We start from the raw sequence: 18,263 nt of genomic DNA, 5'->3' as shown, positions 1-18,263 counted from the left end.
GGAACACCCGAATCATGTCTCTACGCTAAGCCGCGGGCGGGCCGAAGGTCCCGCGGGCCGGTGTGCTCTGCTGGTGGCATGGGATGCGCTCTGCGCACGCGGCGCGGGCCGCGTGAGTGAGATGAAGCAGGAGATCGTGGTCGCCTACGACGGCACATGGCAGAGCCGGGCCGCGATCGAGTGGGCCGCGGCGGAGTGCCGGGTCCGGCACCGTGCGGGCATGACGGTGTGCCAGGTGTGGGACGGTCCCGACCCGGAGCGCGTCGAGGCCGTCGCCGCCGAGGAGCGCCGCCTGGCGGGGCTGCGGCTGTCCGAGGGAGTACGGCTGGCCGAACGCCTGCTGCCGGGCCGGGAGATCCGTCCCGTGCTCGTGCGGGGAGACCCCAAGGACGTCCTGGTCGGCCTCAGCCGGAACGCGGCGATGCTGGTCCTGGGCCACCGGAGCGTGCGTGGGCTGGCCGGGCTGCTGCGCGGCTCGGTCAGCGCGTACGCGGCGGCGCACGCCGCGTGCCCGGTCGTCGTGGTCGGCGCGCCGGCGTCCGGGCCGCCCTCCGGCGGGGTGATGGTGGGGATCGACGCGGCGCGGCCGGCCGGTCCCGAGGCGGACTCCGCCCTGCGCTTCGCCGTGGAGGTCGCCCGCGGCAGGTCGCTGCCGCTGACCGCCGTGTACGCCACGAGAGGGCGTGAGCCGGAGGGCGAGCGGGCGCTGGCACGGATCGTCGAGCCGTGGCGGGCGCGCTGCCGCGGCCGGCCCAGGATCCAGACCAGGGTCGTCGATGCGCCGCCGCTGCCCGCCCTCGCGGCGTGCGCCCGGGAGGCGTGGCTGCTGGTGCTGGGCGCCCACGGCACCGGAAGCCACGGCGCTCGGGCCAGGCCGCTCGGTTCGGTCGGGCAGGGCCTGCTGCGGCGCGCCTCCTGCCCGGTCGCGGTCGTTCACCCGGTATGGCCGATACCATGCGATATCCCGATGATTTGATCCTTTGGAGGGCTGATGTCCCGACCCGGTCTAGTGATCGGCGGATACACCCCCGACACGGAGGGGTCGGGCCCCGGCCTGACGGTGGCCCGGGCGCACGCGGACGGGCGGCTGGAGGCGGTGGCCGAGACGCCCGCGTCCGGGCCGTCGTTCGTCGTCGCCCACCCCCGGCTGCCGCTGCTGTACGCCGTGCTCGAACGCGCCGGGGACGGCGGTCTCGCGGTCTTCGCCGACGACCCCGCCCCCCGGCTGCTGGCCGAGCACTCCAGCGGCGGCTCGCTGCCGTGCCACCTGGCGCTCGACCCGGAGGGCCGGTGGCTGGCGATCGCCAACTACGGTGACGGGACCGTCACGGCCTACCGGCTGGGCGAGGACGGGATGCCCGAGCCCGGTCCGCTGACGTTCCGGCACGAGGGCCGCGGCCCCCACCCGGACCGGCAGGAGGGCCCGCACGCGCACCAGGCGGTCTTCGGCCCCGACGGCGTGCTGTACGTGACCGACCTCGGCACCGACGAGATGCGCCGCTTCCTGCCCGGCATGCGCCCGCACCCGGACGGCCCCGTACGGCTGGCCTCCGGCAGCGGCCCCCGGCACTTCCTGCACCACGAAGGCCACTGGTACGTCACCGGCGAGCTCGACGGCTCCGTGCGCGTCTACGACGCCGAGTGGCGGGAGGCGGGCGTGGTGCGGGCGAGCGGCGCCACCGGGGAGAACCTGCCCTCCCACATCGCGCTGTCGGCCGACGGCCGCCACCTGTACGTCGCCAACCGGGGGCCGGACACCCTGTCCGTCTTCGAGGTGGACGGGCCGCGCCTCACGATGGTGACCGAAGTGCCGTCGGGCGGAAGCTGGCCGCGCCACTTCGCGATCGACGGCGACCGCCTCTACGTCGCCAACCAGCGGTCCGATTCGGTCACCGTGCTGGCGCTCAAGGACGGGCTGCCCGAGCCGGCCGATCAGGCGCTGGCCGTCGGCACCCCTTCGTGCGTACTCGTCCGGTAGGTCGTCAAATCACCCGGCCGACGCCGCCGACGATCCACACCCGCTGGGCCTGCCCGGTGCTCTGCGGGGCCTCCGGCCGCCACTGGCGGATGTAGACGAGGCCGGGGTCGACGAGTTCGGTGCCGTCGAAGAAGCGCAGCACCTTCTCCCGGTCCCTCGGCGCGTCGTCGGCCTGCGGCACGATCTGCCGGAACAACTCGACGATCGGCCGGGCCAGCTCGGGACGGCTGTCGAAGACGGCGTGACCGACGGCCAGGTAGCTGCCCGGGGCCAGGTGGTCGCGCACGTGGGCCACGCACTTGTACGGCTCGACGGCGTCGGGGAGGTACTGCAGCCGGGCCGGGATCAGCACCCCGACCGGCTGCCCGAAGTCGATGAGCCGGAGCATCTCGGGGTCGGCCAGCATCTCCGCCGGGCGCAGGATCGAGCCGTCCACCACCCCGGTGCCGGGGTTGCGGGCGAGCATGGCCCGCGCGTGGTTGAGCACCACGGGGTCGTCGTCGACGTACACCACGCGGGCGTCGGGCGCGAGCTCCTGGGCGACCTCGTGGGTGTTGCGCCGGGTCGGCAGCCCGGACGCCACGTTGAGGAACTGCCGCACGCCCTGGTCGATGAGGAAGCGCACCACCCGTTCCAGGAACTCGCGGGTGTCCACGGCCATCGTCTTGACCTCGGGCGCGATGGACATCAACCGCTCGGCGAACTTTCGGTCGGCGGCGAAGTTGTCCTTGCCCCCGAGCAGGTAGTCGCTCATCCGGGCGATGTTCGCGGTGCCGGTGTCGAGACCCGCCACCTTGGCGGGCCGTTCGCCCCCGCCCAGCTCCGTGCCGCCCAAACCGCCTCCCTCACTCACCATCGATCCGCCGGTAATTATCGCGTCAATCCCACCAGAACGACCAGGCATTCTGGCCCACGATCTGTTCGGCGTAGTCGGCCAGCGTGCCCGGGCCCTGCAGAATGCTGTCCGGGCAGAAGGTCCAGTGCTCGGCCGCCACGTGCAGCGCGTGCGCGGGGGTGGCGGGCGGCGCGGCGACGCTGAGTTCCAGCGTGTTGAACCCCATGCCGACCACGCGCGCCCCGAACCGCTCCTCCCAGCTGCGCACGACGGCCGCCAGCGGCACGGTCCACTCGTTGTGGTGCAGCGCCCCCTGCCAGCCCATGGCGACCATGGCGTCGGCGCCGCGGTTCACCGCCGCGAGCCCCAGCGGCGTCATCCGCTCGGCCACCACGTCCGCGTACCAGTCGGCGACCACGTCGGGGTCGGCCACGAGCGCGGCGGGCGGCGCGATCCCCGGGCACTCGGCCCCGAACGGCGCGAGGTACGCCTCGTGGCCCAGCAGCAGGTCCTGCCACGCCTCGGCCATGAACCCGGCCGCGCTGTAGTAGTCGATCTGGCCGGGGGAGTCCGGCGCGATCTGCCCGGCCGACCAGGGCTGCACGCCGTCCTCCAGCAGCACCGGCCACAGGCCCGACCGGGGGTGCTCGGCGCGCAGCCGGGCCCACAGCCCGGCTGGCACCGGCTCGTCGCTCAGCCAGAACGAGGGACGGTGGTGGGTGCGCAGCTTGTCGTAGTCGGGGTCCGGCCACACGAGGGACCCGGACGGCAGGTCGACGGACAGCACCCGGCCGTCGCCGCCGTCGCCGAACAGCAGCTCCAGGCCCGTGGGGAGCCGCCGACGCTCGTGAACCGACATGCGCCAATAATGTCGGACCCGGCCTCGGCGCGTCCCGCGAGGGCGATCATTACGGGATGTCAGGGTATGTCGAGCCGGCACAGCCCCTCGGCGAGAACCTTTGTGGTCAGGCGCGTACGGCTGTCGCAACCCAGCTTGGCGAAGATGTGCTCAAGATGGGTGGTCACGGTGCGCACGCTCAGGACGAGCGCGGCGGCGATCTGCGGGTTGGAGTCGCCCTGCGCGACCCGGGTGAGCACCTCGATCTCCCGCGAGGTCAGGTCGTACGGCAGGGCGCACGGGCGCTCGGCGATGACCGCGCCCTGGATGGAGCCGTGGAAGCCCACGCCGGCCCGGTGGAGGCGCAGCTCGCGCCACTGGCCGGTGCCGTCCAGCCACAGCCCCCGGCGCGACAGCTCGCGAGAGTCGATGAACGCCCTGGCCAGCTCCGCCATCGCCGGCTCGGCCGCGAGCGCGTCCGACGGGGGCCACCCGGCCACGTCGCGGCGCCGCCCGCCCCGTTCGTACGCCACGGCGTGGAAGCCGGGCGGCAGGCCGAGCGGGTCGATGACGCAGCGGGTCACGTCGGTGAGGTGGGCCAGGGCGGGGGAGACCGCGCTGATCACGGCGGGCGCCTCGGGCGGCAGGTCCTCCCGGGAGCTGACGTGCAGCAGCCCGGTGTAGCGCCCGCCGGTCAGGAACAGCGGCGTCGTGATCCCCGCGCGCCAGCCGTACGGCTCGAGGTGGCGGCGGAAGTAGCGCTCGGTGCCGGGGGAGCCCATGACGACGGGCGTGCGCAGCGACATGGCCCGCCGGTAGGCGTCCAGCCTGGCGTACTCCTCCGCGGCGTCGTCGTCCACCCGCGTGTACCCCGACGACACCAGCGACCGGTGCCGGCCGGTCGCCGGGTCGAACGCGACGAACTCGTAGGCCTCCACGGGGATGACCTCGCCCAGCGCGGTCATCGCCCCGTGCGCCCCCTGCCGGGCCACCTGGAAGCCCAGTTCGGCGACGGCGTGCAGGCTCCGCGCGCTGAGGCTGATTGCATCCATGGATCCTCCATGCTCAGCGTGCCGGGTAAAGGTTGCGCAAGGAATACGTAAAGTCTCCGATGCAGTCGGCGGCCCCGTTTCCTACCCTCACCCGCAACACGACGGAGAGGTGGAGGACCAGTGAGGGTCACGAGAAGCCGGGCGGCCGCCCTCGCTGTGGCGGCCATCATGCTGAGCGGCGGGTGCGGGGGAGGGTCGTCGTCGCAGGGCGGCGGCAAGGAGGCGAACGCGTTCTCGGTCGCTCTGACCGAACCCGATCATCTCACTCCGGGCAACACCTCCAGCGACTATTCGATCACGGTGCTGGACGCGCTCTTCGAGACTCCGGTCTCCATCGACGCCGCCAGCGGCAAGCCCGTGATGCGGGCGGCCGAGTCGGTGACCAGCACCGACCAGAAGGTCTGGACGATCAAGTTCAAGGCGGGGCAGAAGTTCAGCAACGGCGAGCCGGTCACGGCGCAGAGCTTCGCCGACTCCTGGAACGCCACCGCCTACGGCCCGAACGGGTGGACCAACAACTACTACTTCGCCAACATCGAGGGCTACGACAAGCTCAACCCCGAGAAGGGCGACCCGTCCACGGACAAGATGAGCGGCCTCAAGGTGGTGGACGACACCACGCTCGAGGTGACGCTCACCGCGCCGTTCAGCCAGTTCCCGATCACGCTCGCCTACATCGCGTTCGCGCCGATGCCGAAGGCGGCGTTCAGCGATCTCAAGGCGTTCGACCAGGCCCCGGTCGGCAACGGGCCGTTCGTGCTCGACGGCGCCTGGGAGCACAACAAGCAGATCAAGATCAAGCGGTCCGCCTCGTACGCGGGCGAGCGCAAGCCCAAGGCGGACGGCGTCACCTTCAAGATCTACGCCAGCCGCGACACGGCGTGGACCGACCTGCGGGCCGGCCGGGTCGACCTGATGACGACGGTCCCGCCGGCCAGCACGGGCGAGGCCAAGAAGCTGCTCGGCGACCGCTTCGTGCAGACCCCCGACGGCACGATGGACTACCTGGGCTTCCCGACCTTCGACAAGCGGTTCGCCAACCCCGACCTGCGCAAGGCGTTCTCCATGGCCATCGACCGGCAGGCCATCGTGGACGCGGTCTACGACGGCGCGTTCAAGCCGATGGCGTCGCTGCTGGCGCCTCTGGTGCCCGGCTACCGGGAGAACGCCTGCGGCGAGGCGTGCACGTACGACCCGGCCAAGGCCAAGGCGCTGTTCGACAAGGCCGGCGGCTTCAGCGGCACGCTGACCCTGTGGTTCTCCAACGCCGACCCGAGCTACGAGCAGTGGATGACCGCCGTCGCCAACCAGCTGAAGCAGAACCTCGGCATCTCGGACATCAAGTTCCGCAAGATCCCGGCCGCCGACTACCTGTCGACCCTGCGTCAGCGCAAGGAGGACGGTCCGTACCGCAACAACTGGGTCATGGACTACCCGAGCCCCCAGGACTACCTCGAGTACATGTGGGGCGCGGGCAACCGGATGGGCTGGGAGAACAAGGAGTTCGACGACCTGATCAAGCAGGCGAACTCGGCGCCCAGCCTGGACGCGAGCCTGCCGCTCTACCAGAAGGCCGAGGACGTCGCGCTGGCCGAGATGCCGATGATCCCGCTGTGGAACTGGCAGAACCAGATCGGCTTCACCAGCCGGCTCAGCGGCGTCGACGTGAGCCCGTACGGCAAGAACCTGTACACGATCAGCGTGAAGCAGGGGTGACACGAGGGTGAGGTACGCCGCGCAGCGCCTGGCCCAGGCGATCCCGGTGTTCTTCGCGACCACCTTCCTGATCTACACGATGGTGTTCGCGCTGCCGGGCGACCCGATCCTGGCGCTCGCGGGCGACAAGCCGGTGCCCGCGCAGGTGCTCGCGGTCATGCGGGCCCGCTACCACCTGGACGACCCCCTGCTCGTCCAGTACGGCCGCTACATGCTCGGGGTGTTCCAGGGCGACCTGGGGGAGACCTTCACCGGCCAGCCGGTGAGCGAGCTCCTCCAGGACCGGTGGGCGGTCACCGCGCAGCTCGCGCTGACCGCCTGGGTCTTCGAGCTCGTCGTCGGCATCGGCCTCGGCGTCCTGGCCGGGCTGCGCCGCGGCGGGGCCGCCGACACGGCGGTCCTCGCCGGCACCACGTTCGTCATCGCGGTCCCGGTGTTCGTCGTCGGGTACACGGCCCAGATCGTGCTGGGCCTCAACCTGGGGCTGTTCCCGACAGCCGGGACCGAGGAGGGCTGGCCGGGCAGCTACCTGTTGCCCGGCATGGTCCTCGGCTCGTTCGGCCTGGCGTACGTGGCCAGGCTCACCCGCACCTCTCTCGTGGAGAACCTGCGCGCCGACTACGTCCGTACGGCGACCGCGAAGGGCCTGTCCCGGCGGCGGGTGGTGGGGCTGCACGCGCTGCGCAACTCGCTCATCCCGGTCGTGACCTACCTCGGCGTCGACTTCGGCAACCTCATGGCCGGGGCGGTCGTCACCGAGGGCATCTTCAACCTGCCCGGCATTGGCCAGCAGGTGTTCCAGTCCATCCAGCTCCAGGAGGGTCCCGTCGTCGTCGGCGTCGTCACCCTGCTCGTCATGATCTTCATTCTCGCCAACCTGGCCGTCGACCTGCTGTACGGCGTGCTCGACCCGAGGATCCGCCGTGCTCGCGCGTGACGCCTGGCTGGAACTGCGCGGCCGGGTGGTCTTCTGGTTCTCCACGGTCGTTCTGCTTGTGGCAGTGGCGATGGCGGCCTTCCCCGGGCTGTTCGCCCGCCTCGGCCCCAACGAGGCCTGCGACCTGCGCATGTCGAAGCACGGCCCGGCGAGCGGAGCGCTGTTCGGCTACGATCTGCAGGGCTGCGACTACTGGTCGCAGGTCGTGCACGGCACCCGGGCGTCCATCGTGGTCGGCGTCTCGGTCACCGTCTTCGCCATGGTGATCTCCATCGTGCTGGGGCTGGTGGGCGGCTACTACGGGGGCATCGCCGACGCGCTCATCTCCCGGCTCACCGACGTGTTCTTCGGCATCCCGTTCGTGCTGGGCGCGACCGTCGTGCTGGTCGCCTTCCCCGACCACGGGATATGGGCGATGACGCTGGTCCTCGTGCTGCTCGGCTGGACGACCATGACCCGGCTGATGCGCGGTCAGGTGATCGCCGTCAAGGACATGGACTTCGTCGCCGCGGCCCGCATGCTGGGCGCGAGCGACCGCAGGCTCATGGTGCGGCACATCCTGCCCAACTCCGTCGCGCCGGTCATCGTGGTGGCCATGCTCAACGTCGGGAACGTCATCGCGGGGGAGGCGACCCTCGACTATCTCGGCGTCGGCCTGCAGTACCCCGACGTGTCGTGGGGCCTGCAGCTGAACATCGCCCAGACGTTCTTCGCCGAGCACCCCCACCTGCTGGTCTTCCCCGCGCTGTTCCTCACCGCGACCGTGCTGAGCTTCCTCATGCTCGGCGACGTGGTGCGCGACGCCCTCGACCCCCGCCTGCGCTGAGACCCCAGCTTCGTCACCTGAAGTTCCCGAACCGACACGGTGGGTGAGTTAGCGTGCGCGCGTGTCCACCGATCTCCCCGCCCGGCACGATCCGGGCGCCTTCGACCTCGCCAGGGACGCGGCCCCCGGCCTGCCGCTCACGCTCGTGGAGCAGTGGCGGGCGAGCGGCCGTACCGCCGCCGACGCCCGGCGCCTGCTCGGCGCGTACGTCACGACCGGATACAGCGTGGTGTCCGACTCGGCCGGGCTGACCAAATTGAGCCGCAGCCTCGGCCTGCTGGAGGTGCTGGCGCTCATCGACGGCCCGAAACGCGTCCTGCACGCGTACGGGACCGGCGCGGGCGGCCGGGCCGTGGGCGTCTGGGCGGCCGACAACGCGCAGATGTTCCATCCCGCCTCCACCGGCGCGGGGACGCTGCTGTCGGCGCTGCTGCGGGCCCAGGACGAGATCGGGCGCACCTGCCGGATCCGCATCGGCATCGGCGTCCACCACGGCGACTACTACGACCTGGACGGCGGCCTGTACGGCGCCGAGGCCGACGCGATCGAGCGCCTCGCGGAGAACCACACCGAGGGCGGCGAGATCGCGATCACGGCGGCGGTGGCCGAGCGGCTGCCCGCGGACCACGGCTTCGTCCTGCGCCGCAAGGACGGGCACGACGGGCAGGACGGGCCTCTGGGCGCCGTCTACCGGGTGCTCGACGGCCCGCGCGCCGGCGACGCGGCGCCCCCCACCTGTTCGACGAGCCCGGCCCCGCCGTGCCCTTCGCCCTGGAACTGCGCGCCGCCCTGGCCGAGGCCGGAATGACCTGCCGGATCGGGCTGGACAGCGGGCCGGTGCTGTCCGGGCGGACGCCTGACGGCGGCCACGACGTGGCCGGCGTGCCGGTGAACCAGGCCTCCAAGATGGCCCAGGACCTGGCCGCTCCCGGCCGGGTCTGCCTGAGCGAGGCGGTCGCCGCGCATGCCGGCCTGGACGGGTTCGCCCTCGTCCGGCACACCGTCTCCGGCGTGGACCTGACCTTCTACCAGAACTGATCGCTTCTACGACGGCGCGACGAGCAGCCGGTCGAGGACGCGGACGCCGAACTCCAGGCCCTCGACCGGGACGCGCTCGTCGAGGCCGTGGAACATCCCGAAGTAATCGAGGTCCGGCGGCAGCAGCAGCGGCGCGAAGCCGTACCCCCTGATGCCGATCCGGGCGAACCACTTGGCGTCGGTGCCGCCGGTCATGACGTACGGCACCGGCCTGCCGGCGGGGTCCTCGGCGAGCAGGGCGGCGGTGAGCTCGTCGAACAGACCCTCGGCGGGAGAGGAGACGGCCTCCTCGAAGCTGACGAACTCGCGGGTGACCTTCGGGCCGAGCAGCCGGTCGACGGTCTCCAGGAACTCGTCGCGCTGCCCCGGCAGGAACCGGCCGTCCACGTGGGCCTCGGCCGTGCCGGGGATCACGTTGACCTTGTATCCCGCGTCGAGCATGGTCGGGTTGGCCGAGTTGCGCAGCACACCCTTGAACAGAGCGGCCGCGCGGGGGATCCGCTCGATCTCCTCCTCCAGCCGGTCGACGTCGATCGGCCGGCCGAGCGCCCGCGACAGTTCGTCGATCAGCCGCGCCACCTCTGGCGTCAGCCGTACGGGCCAGGGGTGGTCGGCGAGGCGGGCGAGGGCCCGGGCCAGCTCGGCGACGGGGTTGTCCACGGCGGGCTTGGACCCGTGACCGGGCACGCCGCGGGCCGTCAGGCGCATCCAGGCGGTGCCGCGCTCCCCGACGGCCACGGGGTAGACGCGGACGTCGCCCTCATACCAGGAGAAGCCGCCGGACTCGCTGATCGCCTCCGTGCAGCCCTCGAACAGGTCGCGGTGCCGCTCGACCGCGTGGCCCGCGCCGTACTCGCCGGTGGACTCCTCGTCGGCGAGGAACGCCAGCACGAGGTCGCGCCTGGGGCGCACGCCCCTGCGCGCGTTCTCGCGGGCCCAGGCGAGGGTCATGGCGAGCGTGCCCTTCATGTCGACCGCGCCCCGGCCGTGCACGCAGCCGTCCTCGATCTCCCCGGAGAACGGGTGCGTACGCCATTCGGCGGGGTCGGCGGGCACGACGTCGAGGTGCCCGTGCAGGAGCAGCGCGTCGGGGCTGTCGCCGGGGATGCGGGCCACCACGCTGGTGCGGCGCGGCGCCGACTCGAACACCACCGGCTCGATGCCGACCTCGGCGAGCAGGGACGCCACGTACTCGGCGGCCCGGCGTTCGCCCGGCCCGTCGCCGGACCCGTCGTTGGTGGTGTCGATCCGCAGCAGTTCCGAGCAGATCGCCGCGACCTCGCTCATGCCACGCCACCTTCCAGCTTCAGGGGCGGGACCTCGGGCGTCGGGAAGCCGAAGACGATGCCGTAGAACGCCAGTTCGGCCTCCAGGGCCCGGACGATGGTCTCCTCACGCCGCCACCCGTGCTGTTCCCCTTCGAACGTGAGGTACGCCCACCGGTGCCCGTGGCGTGCCAGCGCGGCGGCGAAGCGTTCCGACTGCGCCGGATCGACCACCTTGTCCTCCAGGCCGTGCAGGAGCAGGGCCGGGCCGGACGCCCGTTCGGCGTGCAGTTCCGGCGACCTGTCGAGGTAGCGCTGCCGGGTCTCGGGCAGCGGGCCGATCAGCCCGTCGAGGTAGCGCGACTCGAAGTCGTGCGTCTCGGCGGCCCAGTGTTCGGGGTCGGAGATGCCGTAGTGGGACACCGCGCCGCAGAAGACGTCGCTGTGGACGAGCGCGGCCATCGACGTCCAGCCGCCGGCGCTGCCGCCTCTGATCGCCACCTTCTCCGCCCGCCCGCTGTCCAGCAGCCACCGCGCCACCGTCTCGCAGTCGCGCACGTCGACCACGCCCCAGTTGTGGCGCAGCCGCTCGCGGTAGGCCCGGCCGTAGCCGGTGGAGCCGCCGTAGTTGACCTCGGCGACGCCGATCCCCCTGCTGGTGAAGTACGCGATCTCCAGGTCGAGCACCGGCGGGGCCGCACTCGTCGGCCCGCCGTGCACGAACACCACGTAGGGCGCGGGCCCGTCGCCCGCCGGGGCGTACAGGTGCGCGTGGACCCCCTCGACGGTCACCGCCTCGGGCGTGGGCAGCTCGGCGTCCGCGGGCACCGGCTTGCCTGGGGACAGCACCTCGTGCGCGCCCGTGTCCAGGTGGACCCGCACCACCTCGGACGGCCGGTGGGGCGAGGCCGCGACGCCCACGACATGGGAGCCCCGGGCCGACAGGGCGGGCGCCCAGTAGGTGTAGCCGCCGCCGACGTCCCTGATGGAACCCGTCGCCGCACCGGCCGGCACGGGGGTGTCGATGATTCCGAGCCGCCGCTCGTCGGCCGTGCCGTACACGGTGGCGATCCGCCCGTCCGCGATGGCGAAGAACGTGCCGCCGATCTTCCAGGTGGCGTCGCCGAACTCCAGCGGCACCGGGGTCAGGTCGCGGGTCGTGCCGTCCAGGCCGACGAGGTGGATGTTCCACCAGCCGGTGGGGTCGCTGACGGCGTACAGGCTCTCGTCGTCGCGCCACTCGGCCTGGCAGGTGGACGCGCCGGACAGCAGGACGCGGTGGGGACCGCCGTCCACGGAGCCGACGCAGAGCTCGGTGGCGTCCCACGGCATGTCCGGATGGTTCCAGCCGATCCAGGCGAGCGACCGCCCGTCCGGCGAGACGCGCGGGTTCATCAGGAAATGATGGGTCTTCACCACGCTGCGCAGAGGGGAGCCGTCGAGCGGCACCGCGACGATGTCACGCTCACCGCTGCGGGCGTCGCCGCGCTCGCGCACGCACCACACCTCGTCGCCGTGGACGACGAGGTCGGCGTAGCGGGCGGGGCCCTCGGGGGTGAGCGGCACCGGCTCGCCCCCGGGGGAGCACAGGTAGATCCGGCCGTCCGCCCAGTTGGTGAACACCAGACGGCCCTCGTGCGCCCGCCAGGACCGCCCGCCGTACTCCATGACCCGGTTCCTGGCGTTCCAGCCTCGCGGGAGCACGTCCTCGATCACGCCGTCGGCCCTGCGCCGCACCACGCAGCGCCGGCCGCCCTCCCGTGGGCGCGGCTCGTCCCACCAGACCTCGTCTCCCGAGATCTCCACCCACAGCGGGCGGTCGTCCACCCGCGCGACGTCGACGGCCCGAATGGTCACCAGTTCCCCCCGGAGTCTGGAAGCGGAGTGCCGGGGGGATGCACGATGTGCGCGATCCCCCCGCTGCTCGTGGCGCGCAGCCAGACGCTCTCGAACGCCGCGCGGGGGTACACCCGCCGTACGCCCTCGTCGTCCGGCGCGGCCGGATCGTTCGCGATCACGTCACCGTCCGCCGTGAACCCGGTGACGACCATGAGGTGCCCGCCGGTGGAGTAACCGGAGCCGGGCAGCTCGTGATCGCGGAACGCCTGGGAGGTGATCACCGGGATCCCGGCGGCGATGAACCGCTCCAGCTCGGCCAGCGAGCGCAGCCGCGTGACGAAGCCGTCCAGCCCGTAGCGACCGGCGTACGCGACGCCGAAGGGCCAGTTGCCGGTGCCCTGGTAGCTGTGGTCGTACATGTCGCGCGCGGCGTGGTCCACGGCCGGGCAGGGGTCACCGGGAGTGACCCAGGCGAGATCGGCCGGGGCGGGCCCCAGCCCCCAGTAGCCCAGCACCATCGTGAACGACGCGGGGCTGCACCAGGATTCCCCGCCGCCGTCCCACTGCGGGTAGTGCCCCACGTGGACCTTCTGCGAACGGCGCGGCACGTCGAGCTCGACCGCCCGCAGCCCGGGCGGGCCGCCTCTGCCCGCCTGCCCCACCGCCGAGGCCATCACGGTGAGCGAACGCACGCCGCCGCCGCTGCCGTACAGGGTGGCGCGCACGCGGTAGGACGTGACGGGGCGGGCGGCGACGAAGGTGTCCACGGCGACGTCCCCGTCGGCGTCACCCTGCCCCGGCAGCGACGTGCGGTGGATGTCGGCGTCGGTCTCGGCCCACCGGCCCATGACGTACCACTTGGTCGGCTCGCCGGTGACGGTCCGCGCCTGGATCTCGATCTCCAGCCAGGCGCCGGGCGGCGCGGCGGCCGTCCACGACGGCACCAGTTCCGTGGCCGGGAAGCCGATCTCCCGCTCCGGGGACGTCCAGCGGAGGTAGGGCCACTCCCGCTCGCCGCCGGGCGCGAACGGGTCCAGATATTTCGCCGTCCCCGTCTCCCGGGCCTCGACGGACCACCGGTGGAGGACGACGGGGCTCACCTGGGGGCTCGGTCCGGCCGACAGCAGGGTGACCACCTCGCCGATTGTTGTTACCGCCCCGACCTGGCACATCGGATGGTTTACGTATCCGACACATGGGACGCTACGCCATCGGCGGCCGTGCTCGGTTCGTCCGCCCGGCCTGTGGTAGATCGGTAAGCGTGCCCACGCGCCGCCTCGCGAAAGGGGAACCGTCGTGCATGTCGTGTTCGTCCACGGAGCCTGCGTACGGGACGGGGAGTGGTGGTGGCACCGGGCCGCCGCCTTCCTCGAAACCGCGGGGGTGACCAGCAGCGCGCCGCCGCTGCCGAGCTGCGGGGAGACCGGGCTGCGGCCCGGTGCCGACGGGCCGTCCCTACCCGACGACGTCGGCGCGGTCCGCGCGCACCTCGAGTCCCTGGCCGGGCCCGTCGTGGTGGTGGCGCACAGCTACGGGGGCGTCGTCACGGCCGAGGCCGCCGCGGGGCTGCCGGAGGTGCGCCACCTGCTGTTCGTGACGAGCTTCCTGCCGGAGCCGGGCGAGAGCCTGGCGTCCTTCGGGGACGGCGCCCCCGCGCCCTATCTCGACTTCGGGACGGACGGGACGTTCGGGGTCCGCCCGGAGACGGCGACGCGGACCTTCCTGCAGGACTGCGACGAGAAGGCCGTCGCGGGGGCGCACGACCGCCTCGTGCGGCAGAGCGCCGCCGTCACCGTGCGGCCGGTCGGCGCCGCCGCCTGGAAGGAGATCGCCTCCACCTACCTCGTCTGCGCCCGTGACAACGGGACACCGCCGGCCGTGCAGCGCGCCCAGGCCGCGCGGGCGGGCCGGGTGGTGGAGATCGACGCGGGCCACCACCCGTTCCTGTCCCGGCCGCGTGAGGTCGCCGACCTGGTCCTCGGCCTCCCCCGGAGCCAGAAGTAGGGAGATCAGAGGCAGGGTCAGAGGTAGAGGCCGGTGGCGGGGGCGGGTTCGGCGGCGACAGCCGGGCGGCCGTCCCGCAGGGCGAACAGCTCGGCCAGCGTGGCACCGCCAGGACCGGCGCCTTCGGCGCGGCCCAGCCACTCGGCCGCCTGCCCGGCGTCGAACCGGCCGACCTCGATCTGCGCCAGGCACCGCCCGGGCCGTACGACGGCCGGATGGAGCCTGCTGAGATCCTCGTTGGTCGTGATGGCCACGAGCACGTCCCTGCCCTGGCCGAGCAGCCCGTCGGTCAGGTTGAGCAGGCGTGACAGGCCCTGCCCCGTCGACTGCTTGGCCTCGGCGCGGATCAGTTCGTCGCAGTCCTCCAGGACGAGCAGCCGCCAGCGCGGCTCCTCGTCCTCGCCCGGGCCGTCCCAGCCGACGGCGACGTCCATGAGGTAGCCCGGGTCGTTGAACAGCAACTCGGGGTCGAGCACGCAGTCGACCTGGCACCAGGACGCCCACTCGCGCGCGAGCGTGCGCAGCAGCGTCGTCTTGCCGGTGCCGGGCGGGCCGTGCAGGAGGACCAGCCGGCCCGTCACATCGGCCGCGGTGGTCGCCATGAGGGCGTCCAGGCGACCTGCGGCGGCCGTGGGGTAGTTCCTCCTGATCTCCCGCCAGGAGGAGGTCGTGATGGGCTTGGCGGAGCGGTGCGGACCGTGGCTCGACCGCCACCAGAAGCCCATCCGCACGTGGTCGGCGTCGGGAGCCGCCTCCTCCGCGTTCCTGGTCGCCTGCTCCAGGACGGACCCGGCCAGTTCCTCGCTCACGGCCGTGGCGGTGAGCGTCGCCGACCGGTTCGCGTTGCGGACCACCCGAAGCGTCCATCCCTCGCCCGCGATCAGCCGGGTCTCGTACCCGTCGGTGTGCTGGGCGACGCGCAGCAGCCGGCCGCCCTCGGCGGTCAGCGGCGCGTCGGCGCGTACCCGGCCGAGGCTGGTGGTGCGGGACCAGGGCTGCTCGCCGGTGGCGAACGGCGACAGCGCCATGGCGTCGATGACGTCGGCCGGGCTGTCGGTGTCGTCGAGCCAGATCCGCATCGGCACCGACGGCGGGGGCGTGGAGTGAGGAGAGAAGTCGACCTCCTTGACTACGGACATATTGTGATGATCTCGACGTACGACTCGCTCTGTCGAACGGATTTATGAGGCAATTCAGTTTGCTTGCCGTTTAAGCAGTTTCTTATGGGCAAAAAGCAGTACCTGCTGGGGCGTTACCGCTACGCTCGGTGTCCAGTCGTACGGTTTTCAACGGAGAGCACTGTGGCCATCGATCTCGTGTCCCGCGCTGAATGGGGCGCGCGTCCACCCAGGGGCTCGTACTCGTCGCTGTCTTCCACCCGGGGCGTGAAGGTCCACTACACCGGCGGCCGGGTGGACCCGGGCATCGTCACCGACCACGCCAAGTGCGTGGCCATGGTGAAGTCGATCCAGGACTTCCACATCGACGGCAACGGCTGGATCGACATCGGCTATTCGATGGTGGCCTGTCCGCATCGGAAGGTGTTCGTCGGGCGCGGGCCCGGACACCTGCCGGCCGCCAACGGCCCCGGCCTGAACTCCGGTCACTACGCCGTGCTCGGTCTCGTCGGCAACGCCGGCCTGGTCCAGCCGACCGACGGCATCCTGCACGCGATCCTGGACGCGGTGGAGTACCTGCGTGCCAAGGGCGGCGCGGGCAAGGAGATCAAGGGCCACCGCGACGGCTACTCCACCGACTGCCCCGGCGACCCGCTGTACGCCTGGATCAAGAAGGGCGCGCCGCGTCCCGGCACCACCCAGCCGCAGCCCGACCCGGAACCGGAGCCGGAACCGCAGCCCACGCAGAAGTGGCCCGGCCGCCTGCTCAGGTATCCGCCCGTGATGCGCGGCGACGACGTGCGCACCTGGCAGGCCCGGATGAAGGAGCTCGGCTACGACATCGTCGTGGACGGCGCGTACGGGCCGGACTCCCAGGACGTGTGCCGCAGATTCCAGAAGGACCGGCACCTCGACGTGGACGGCGTCGTCGGCCCCGACACCTGGAACGCCGCCTTCGCCACGTCTTAGGGAGCCCGAGGCGTCACCAGGTGACGCCGGGGCTCTCCGCGCCGCCGCCGAAGGCCGGCGCGCCCGTCTTCCTCCAGCGCTGCCGGACGTTGTGCTCGCCTCCGGTGCGCGGAGCCGTGGCGGTGAACGGACCGCAGGTGACGGTCGCGCCATCGCTCGAAGGGGAGACGCCCGAGCAGATGAAGGGCTGCGAGACGTTCACGTTCGCGGTGCTGTCGTACAACTGGATGTGAATGTCGGACCGGACGGAGCGGTCCCCCCTGATCCGGCCCATGAGATAGAAGACGTCGCCCACCATGGCGAAGCAGGGCGACATCTCCGTGCCCGTGCCGGCGCCGACCGAGATCCAGGACCGGCATCGCCACTCGGGGCTCTGACGGGCGCGCGTGGCCTCGTCCGCGCCGCCATCGCCGGTCGCCCGGGCCTCCGGCCGCCGGGGCCGGGGAGACGTGGCGGCCTGCTGTGCGGCCGACTTCGACGGGCGCGGCCGGGCCGGCGTCGTGGAGACCGCCGCCCGGGGGGTGCGCGGCGCCCCTTCACGGGTGGGTCGATGCGCCGGCTCGGCGGCCGGTGACGGCGTCGGCTTCGTCTTCCTACGCGCGGACGGAGTGGAGGCGGGGGTTGCGTGCGGCGCCGCCGCCTTCGGTGCCGTCGCATCGACGGCTCCGTCGCTCGCCCCCGACCGCCACGGGGACAGGACGGCCAGGACCGACGCGGTGAGCGCCAGGGCCGTGGCGCTCGTGACGACGACGATCGGGCGCCGCCGCGATCGCCGGCCCCGCTTCGACGTCCCGGTCGCCTCGCCCGAGGGCGGGGTGCCGGGACCTGCTGCGGGACCTGTTGCTGGATCTGCTGTGGGACCTGCTGTGGGATCTGCGAGCCCCGGCTCCGCCGGGGGAACGGTTTCCGAGGTGGCCGACGGCGGATCCGACCACGCGATCGCCGGGAGGGCGGGCAGGCCGGTGAGCGGCGGCACCGCGGCCCGCAGCGCCGCCGCCACCTCCGCCGCGCTCGGGCGGCTGGCGGGATCCTTCGCGACGCAGGCCGAGACGACCCGCCACAGGGCGTCCGGCATCCCGGGCAGCCGCCGGGGCACGGCCGTCGCGTGCCGCCGCAGCACCACCATCGGGTGGTCGGCGACGAACGGAGGGCGCCCGGCGAGCAGTTCGTAGAGGATCAGCCCGATCGCGTACACGTCCACCGCCGTCGTGGGGGTGCCTCCCTCGGCCACCTCCGGAGCCAGGTACGTGGGCGTGCCGATGATCGAGGTGGTCTGGGTGAGACCCGGTCCGTGCAGAATGCGGGCCACACCGAAGTCGGTGAGCCGGACCCGGCCGGTGTTCTCCTCGACGAGGATGTTCCCCGGCTTGATGTCCCGGTGCACGACGCCCTCGGCGTGGGCGGCCCCCACGCCGTCGGCCACCTGGCCGAGCAGCGCGGCCGCCTCGGCCGGGGGCAGCGTGCCGCGCCGCTGGAGGAGGGTGCGGAGGTTCCGCCCTTCGACGAGGTCCATCACCAGGGCGAGACGCCGGCCCTCGACGACGAAGTCGCGGATGGCGACGATGTTGGGGTGACGCAGCGCCCGCATCACGTTGCGTTCCTGCACGAACCGCAGGACCAGGTCCTGGTCGTCGCCGAGGCCCTCGCGCAGCAGCTTCACCGCCACCGTCTCCCCGGTTTCCCGGTGCCGCGCCCGCCATACGGTTCCCATCGCCCCGGCGCCTATCTCGTCCAGCAACACGTAGCCGCTGCCCAGCGACGCCCCGGCCCCGTCCGCGTCCATCGTCCCAGCCCTCCCGTCCATGACCGGGATCACAATACTGAGGAAGATCACGGCCGCGCCCCCGG

General features: G+C 72.5%; 17 protein-coding genes. 9 read left to right on the top strand and 8 right to left on the bottom strand.

What is annotated here, in order from left to right; genetic code table 11:
* Positions 1-121: 121 nt before the first annotated feature.
* Together Msi02_RS39980 and Msi02_RS39975 are read left to right on the top strand one after the other, a co-directional pair.
* Positions 122-976, top strand: a complete 855-nt coding sequence (locus Msi02_RS39980; protein WP_239109224.1) for a universal stress protein — start codon at positions 122-124, stop codon at positions 974-976.
* A gap of 15 nt (positions 977-991) precedes the next feature.
* Entirely contained in the window at positions 992-1,978 is a 987-nt protein-coding gene (locus Msi02_RS39975) for a lactonase family protein (RefSeq protein WP_204052943.1), read from the top strand.
* A 4-nt stretch (positions 1,979-1,982) separates the two neighbouring features.
* Here Msi02_RS39975 and Msi02_RS39970 read toward each other — a convergent pair whose 3' ends face one another.
* From Msi02_RS39970 to Msi02_RS39960, 3 genes are read right to left on the bottom strand one after another with little or no spacing between them, the layout of a single operon-like run.
* Entirely contained in the window at positions 1,983-2,813 is an 831-nt protein-coding gene (locus Msi02_RS39970) for an SAM-dependent methyltransferase (RefSeq protein ID WP_239109222.1), read from the bottom strand.
* Between the two features lie 43 nt (positions 2,814-2,856).
* On the bottom strand, positions 2,857-3,672 hold the full coding sequence (locus Msi02_RS39965) for a DUF4253 domain-containing protein (protein WP_204052941.1): 816 nt from the start codon (positions 3,670-3,672) through the stop codon (positions 2,857-2,859).
* A 59-nt stretch (positions 3,673-3,731) separates the two neighbouring features.
* Positions 3,732-4,703 carry a helix-turn-helix transcriptional regulator gene (locus Msi02_RS39960; protein ID WP_204052940.1) on the bottom strand — a complete coding sequence of 324 codons (972 nt, stop codon included), beginning with the start codon at positions 4,701-4,703 and terminating at the stop codon, positions 3,732-3,734.
* A gap of 120 nt (positions 4,704-4,823) precedes the next feature.
* Between Msi02_RS39960 and Msi02_RS39955 the strand changes: the two genes are divergently transcribed.
* The 5 genes from Msi02_RS39955 (at position 4,824) to Msi02_RS39935 (ending at position 9,220) form a co-directional block, all read left to right on the top strand.
* The gene (locus Msi02_RS39955) at positions 4,824-6,419 is read left to right on the top strand and encodes a peptide ABC transporter substrate-binding protein (protein ID WP_204052939.1); all 1,596 of its coding nucleotides are present in this window, start codon (positions 4,824-4,826) and stop codon (positions 6,417-6,419) included.
* Between the two features lie 7 nt (positions 6,420-6,426).
* A complete protein-coding gene (locus Msi02_RS39950; protein WP_079319243.1) occupies positions 6,427-7,356 on the top strand; it encodes an ABC transporter permease in 930 nt (309 codons plus the stop codon).
* Entirely contained in the window at positions 7,343-8,182 is an 840-nt protein-coding gene (locus Msi02_RS39945) for an ABC transporter permease (protein WP_079319242.1), read from the top strand. The genes Msi02_RS39950 and Msi02_RS39945 overlap by 14 nt, the downstream gene beginning before the upstream one ends.
* Positions 8,183-8,243: 61 nt before the next feature.
* Positions 8,244-8,990, top strand: a complete 747-nt coding sequence (locus Msi02_RS39940) for a nucleotidyl cyclase domain-containing protein (protein ID WP_204052938.1) — start codon at positions 8,244-8,246, stop codon at positions 8,988-8,990.
* Entirely contained in the window at positions 8,942-9,220 is a 279-nt protein-coding gene (locus Msi02_RS39935) for a nucleotidyl cyclase domain-containing protein (protein ID WP_204052937.1), read from the top strand. The genes Msi02_RS39940 and Msi02_RS39935 overlap by 49 nt, the downstream gene beginning before the upstream one ends.
* A 6-nt stretch (positions 9,221-9,226) precedes the next feature.
* On the opposite strand, the gene Msi02_RS39930 is transcribed toward Msi02_RS39935, so the two are convergent.
* Genes Msi02_RS39930 through Msi02_RS39920 form a run of 3 tightly spaced genes read right to left on the bottom strand, consistent with a single transcriptional unit; the run spans position 9,227 to position 13,460 of the window.
* Positions 9,227-10,507: a M20/M25/M40 family metallo-hydrolase gene (locus Msi02_RS39930; protein WP_204052936.1), complete on the bottom strand. Its 1,281-nt coding sequence runs from the start codon at positions 10,505-10,507 to the stop codon at positions 9,227-9,229.
* A complete protein-coding gene (locus Msi02_RS39925) occupies positions 10,504-12,342 on the bottom strand; it encodes a prolyl oligopeptidase family serine peptidase (RefSeq protein ID WP_239109221.1) in 1,839 nt (612 codons plus the stop codon). Before Msi02_RS39925 ends, Msi02_RS39930 begins: the two co-directional genes overlap by 4 nt.
* Positions 12,339-13,460, bottom strand: a complete 1,122-nt coding sequence (locus Msi02_RS39920; RefSeq protein ID WP_239109220.1) for a C39 family peptidase — start codon at positions 13,458-13,460, stop codon at positions 12,339-12,341. Before Msi02_RS39920 ends, Msi02_RS39925 begins: the two co-directional genes overlap by 4 nt.
* A 160-nt stretch (positions 13,461-13,620) precedes the next feature.
* On the opposite strand from Msi02_RS39920, the gene Msi02_RS39915 reads away from it, so the two are divergent.
* Positions 13,621-14,328, top strand: coding sequence for an alpha/beta hydrolase (locus Msi02_RS39915; protein WP_204052935.1), 708 nt, complete (start codon positions 13,621-13,623; stop codon positions 14,326-14,328).
* A gap of 17 nt (positions 14,329-14,345) precedes the next feature.
* Here Msi02_RS39915 and Msi02_RS39910 read toward each other — a convergent pair whose 3' ends face one another.
* On the bottom strand, positions 14,346-15,467 hold the full coding sequence (locus tag Msi02_RS39910) for a DUF5925 domain-containing protein (RefSeq protein ID WP_079319239.1): 1,122 nt from the start codon (positions 15,465-15,467) through the stop codon (positions 14,346-14,348).
* A gap of 162 nt (positions 15,468-15,629) precedes the next feature.
* On the opposite strand from Msi02_RS39910, the gene Msi02_RS39905 reads away from it, so the two are divergent.
* Entirely contained in the window at positions 15,630-16,415 is a 786-nt protein-coding gene (locus tag Msi02_RS39905) for a peptidoglycan recognition protein family protein (protein WP_079319238.1), read from the top strand.
* A gap of 13 nt (positions 16,416-16,428) precedes the next feature.
* Here the strand turns inward: Msi02_RS39905 and Msi02_RS39900 are convergent, their stop codons facing one another.
* The gene (locus Msi02_RS39900) at positions 16,429-18,219 is read right to left on the bottom strand and encodes a serine/threonine-protein kinase (RefSeq protein ID WP_204052934.1); all 1,791 of its coding nucleotides are present in this window, start codon (positions 18,217-18,219) and stop codon (positions 16,429-16,431) included.
* Between the last annotated feature and the right edge of the window lie 44 nt (positions 18,220-18,263).

It is taken from the genome of Microbispora siamensis (assembly GCF_016863095.1).
Taxonomy (GTDB): Bacteria; Actinomycetota; Actinomycetes; order Streptosporangiales; family Streptosporangiaceae; genus Microbispora; species Microbispora siamensis.
Note: the sequence above shows the minus strand (reverse complement) of the source record. Positions and strands in the feature narration are given on the sequence as shown.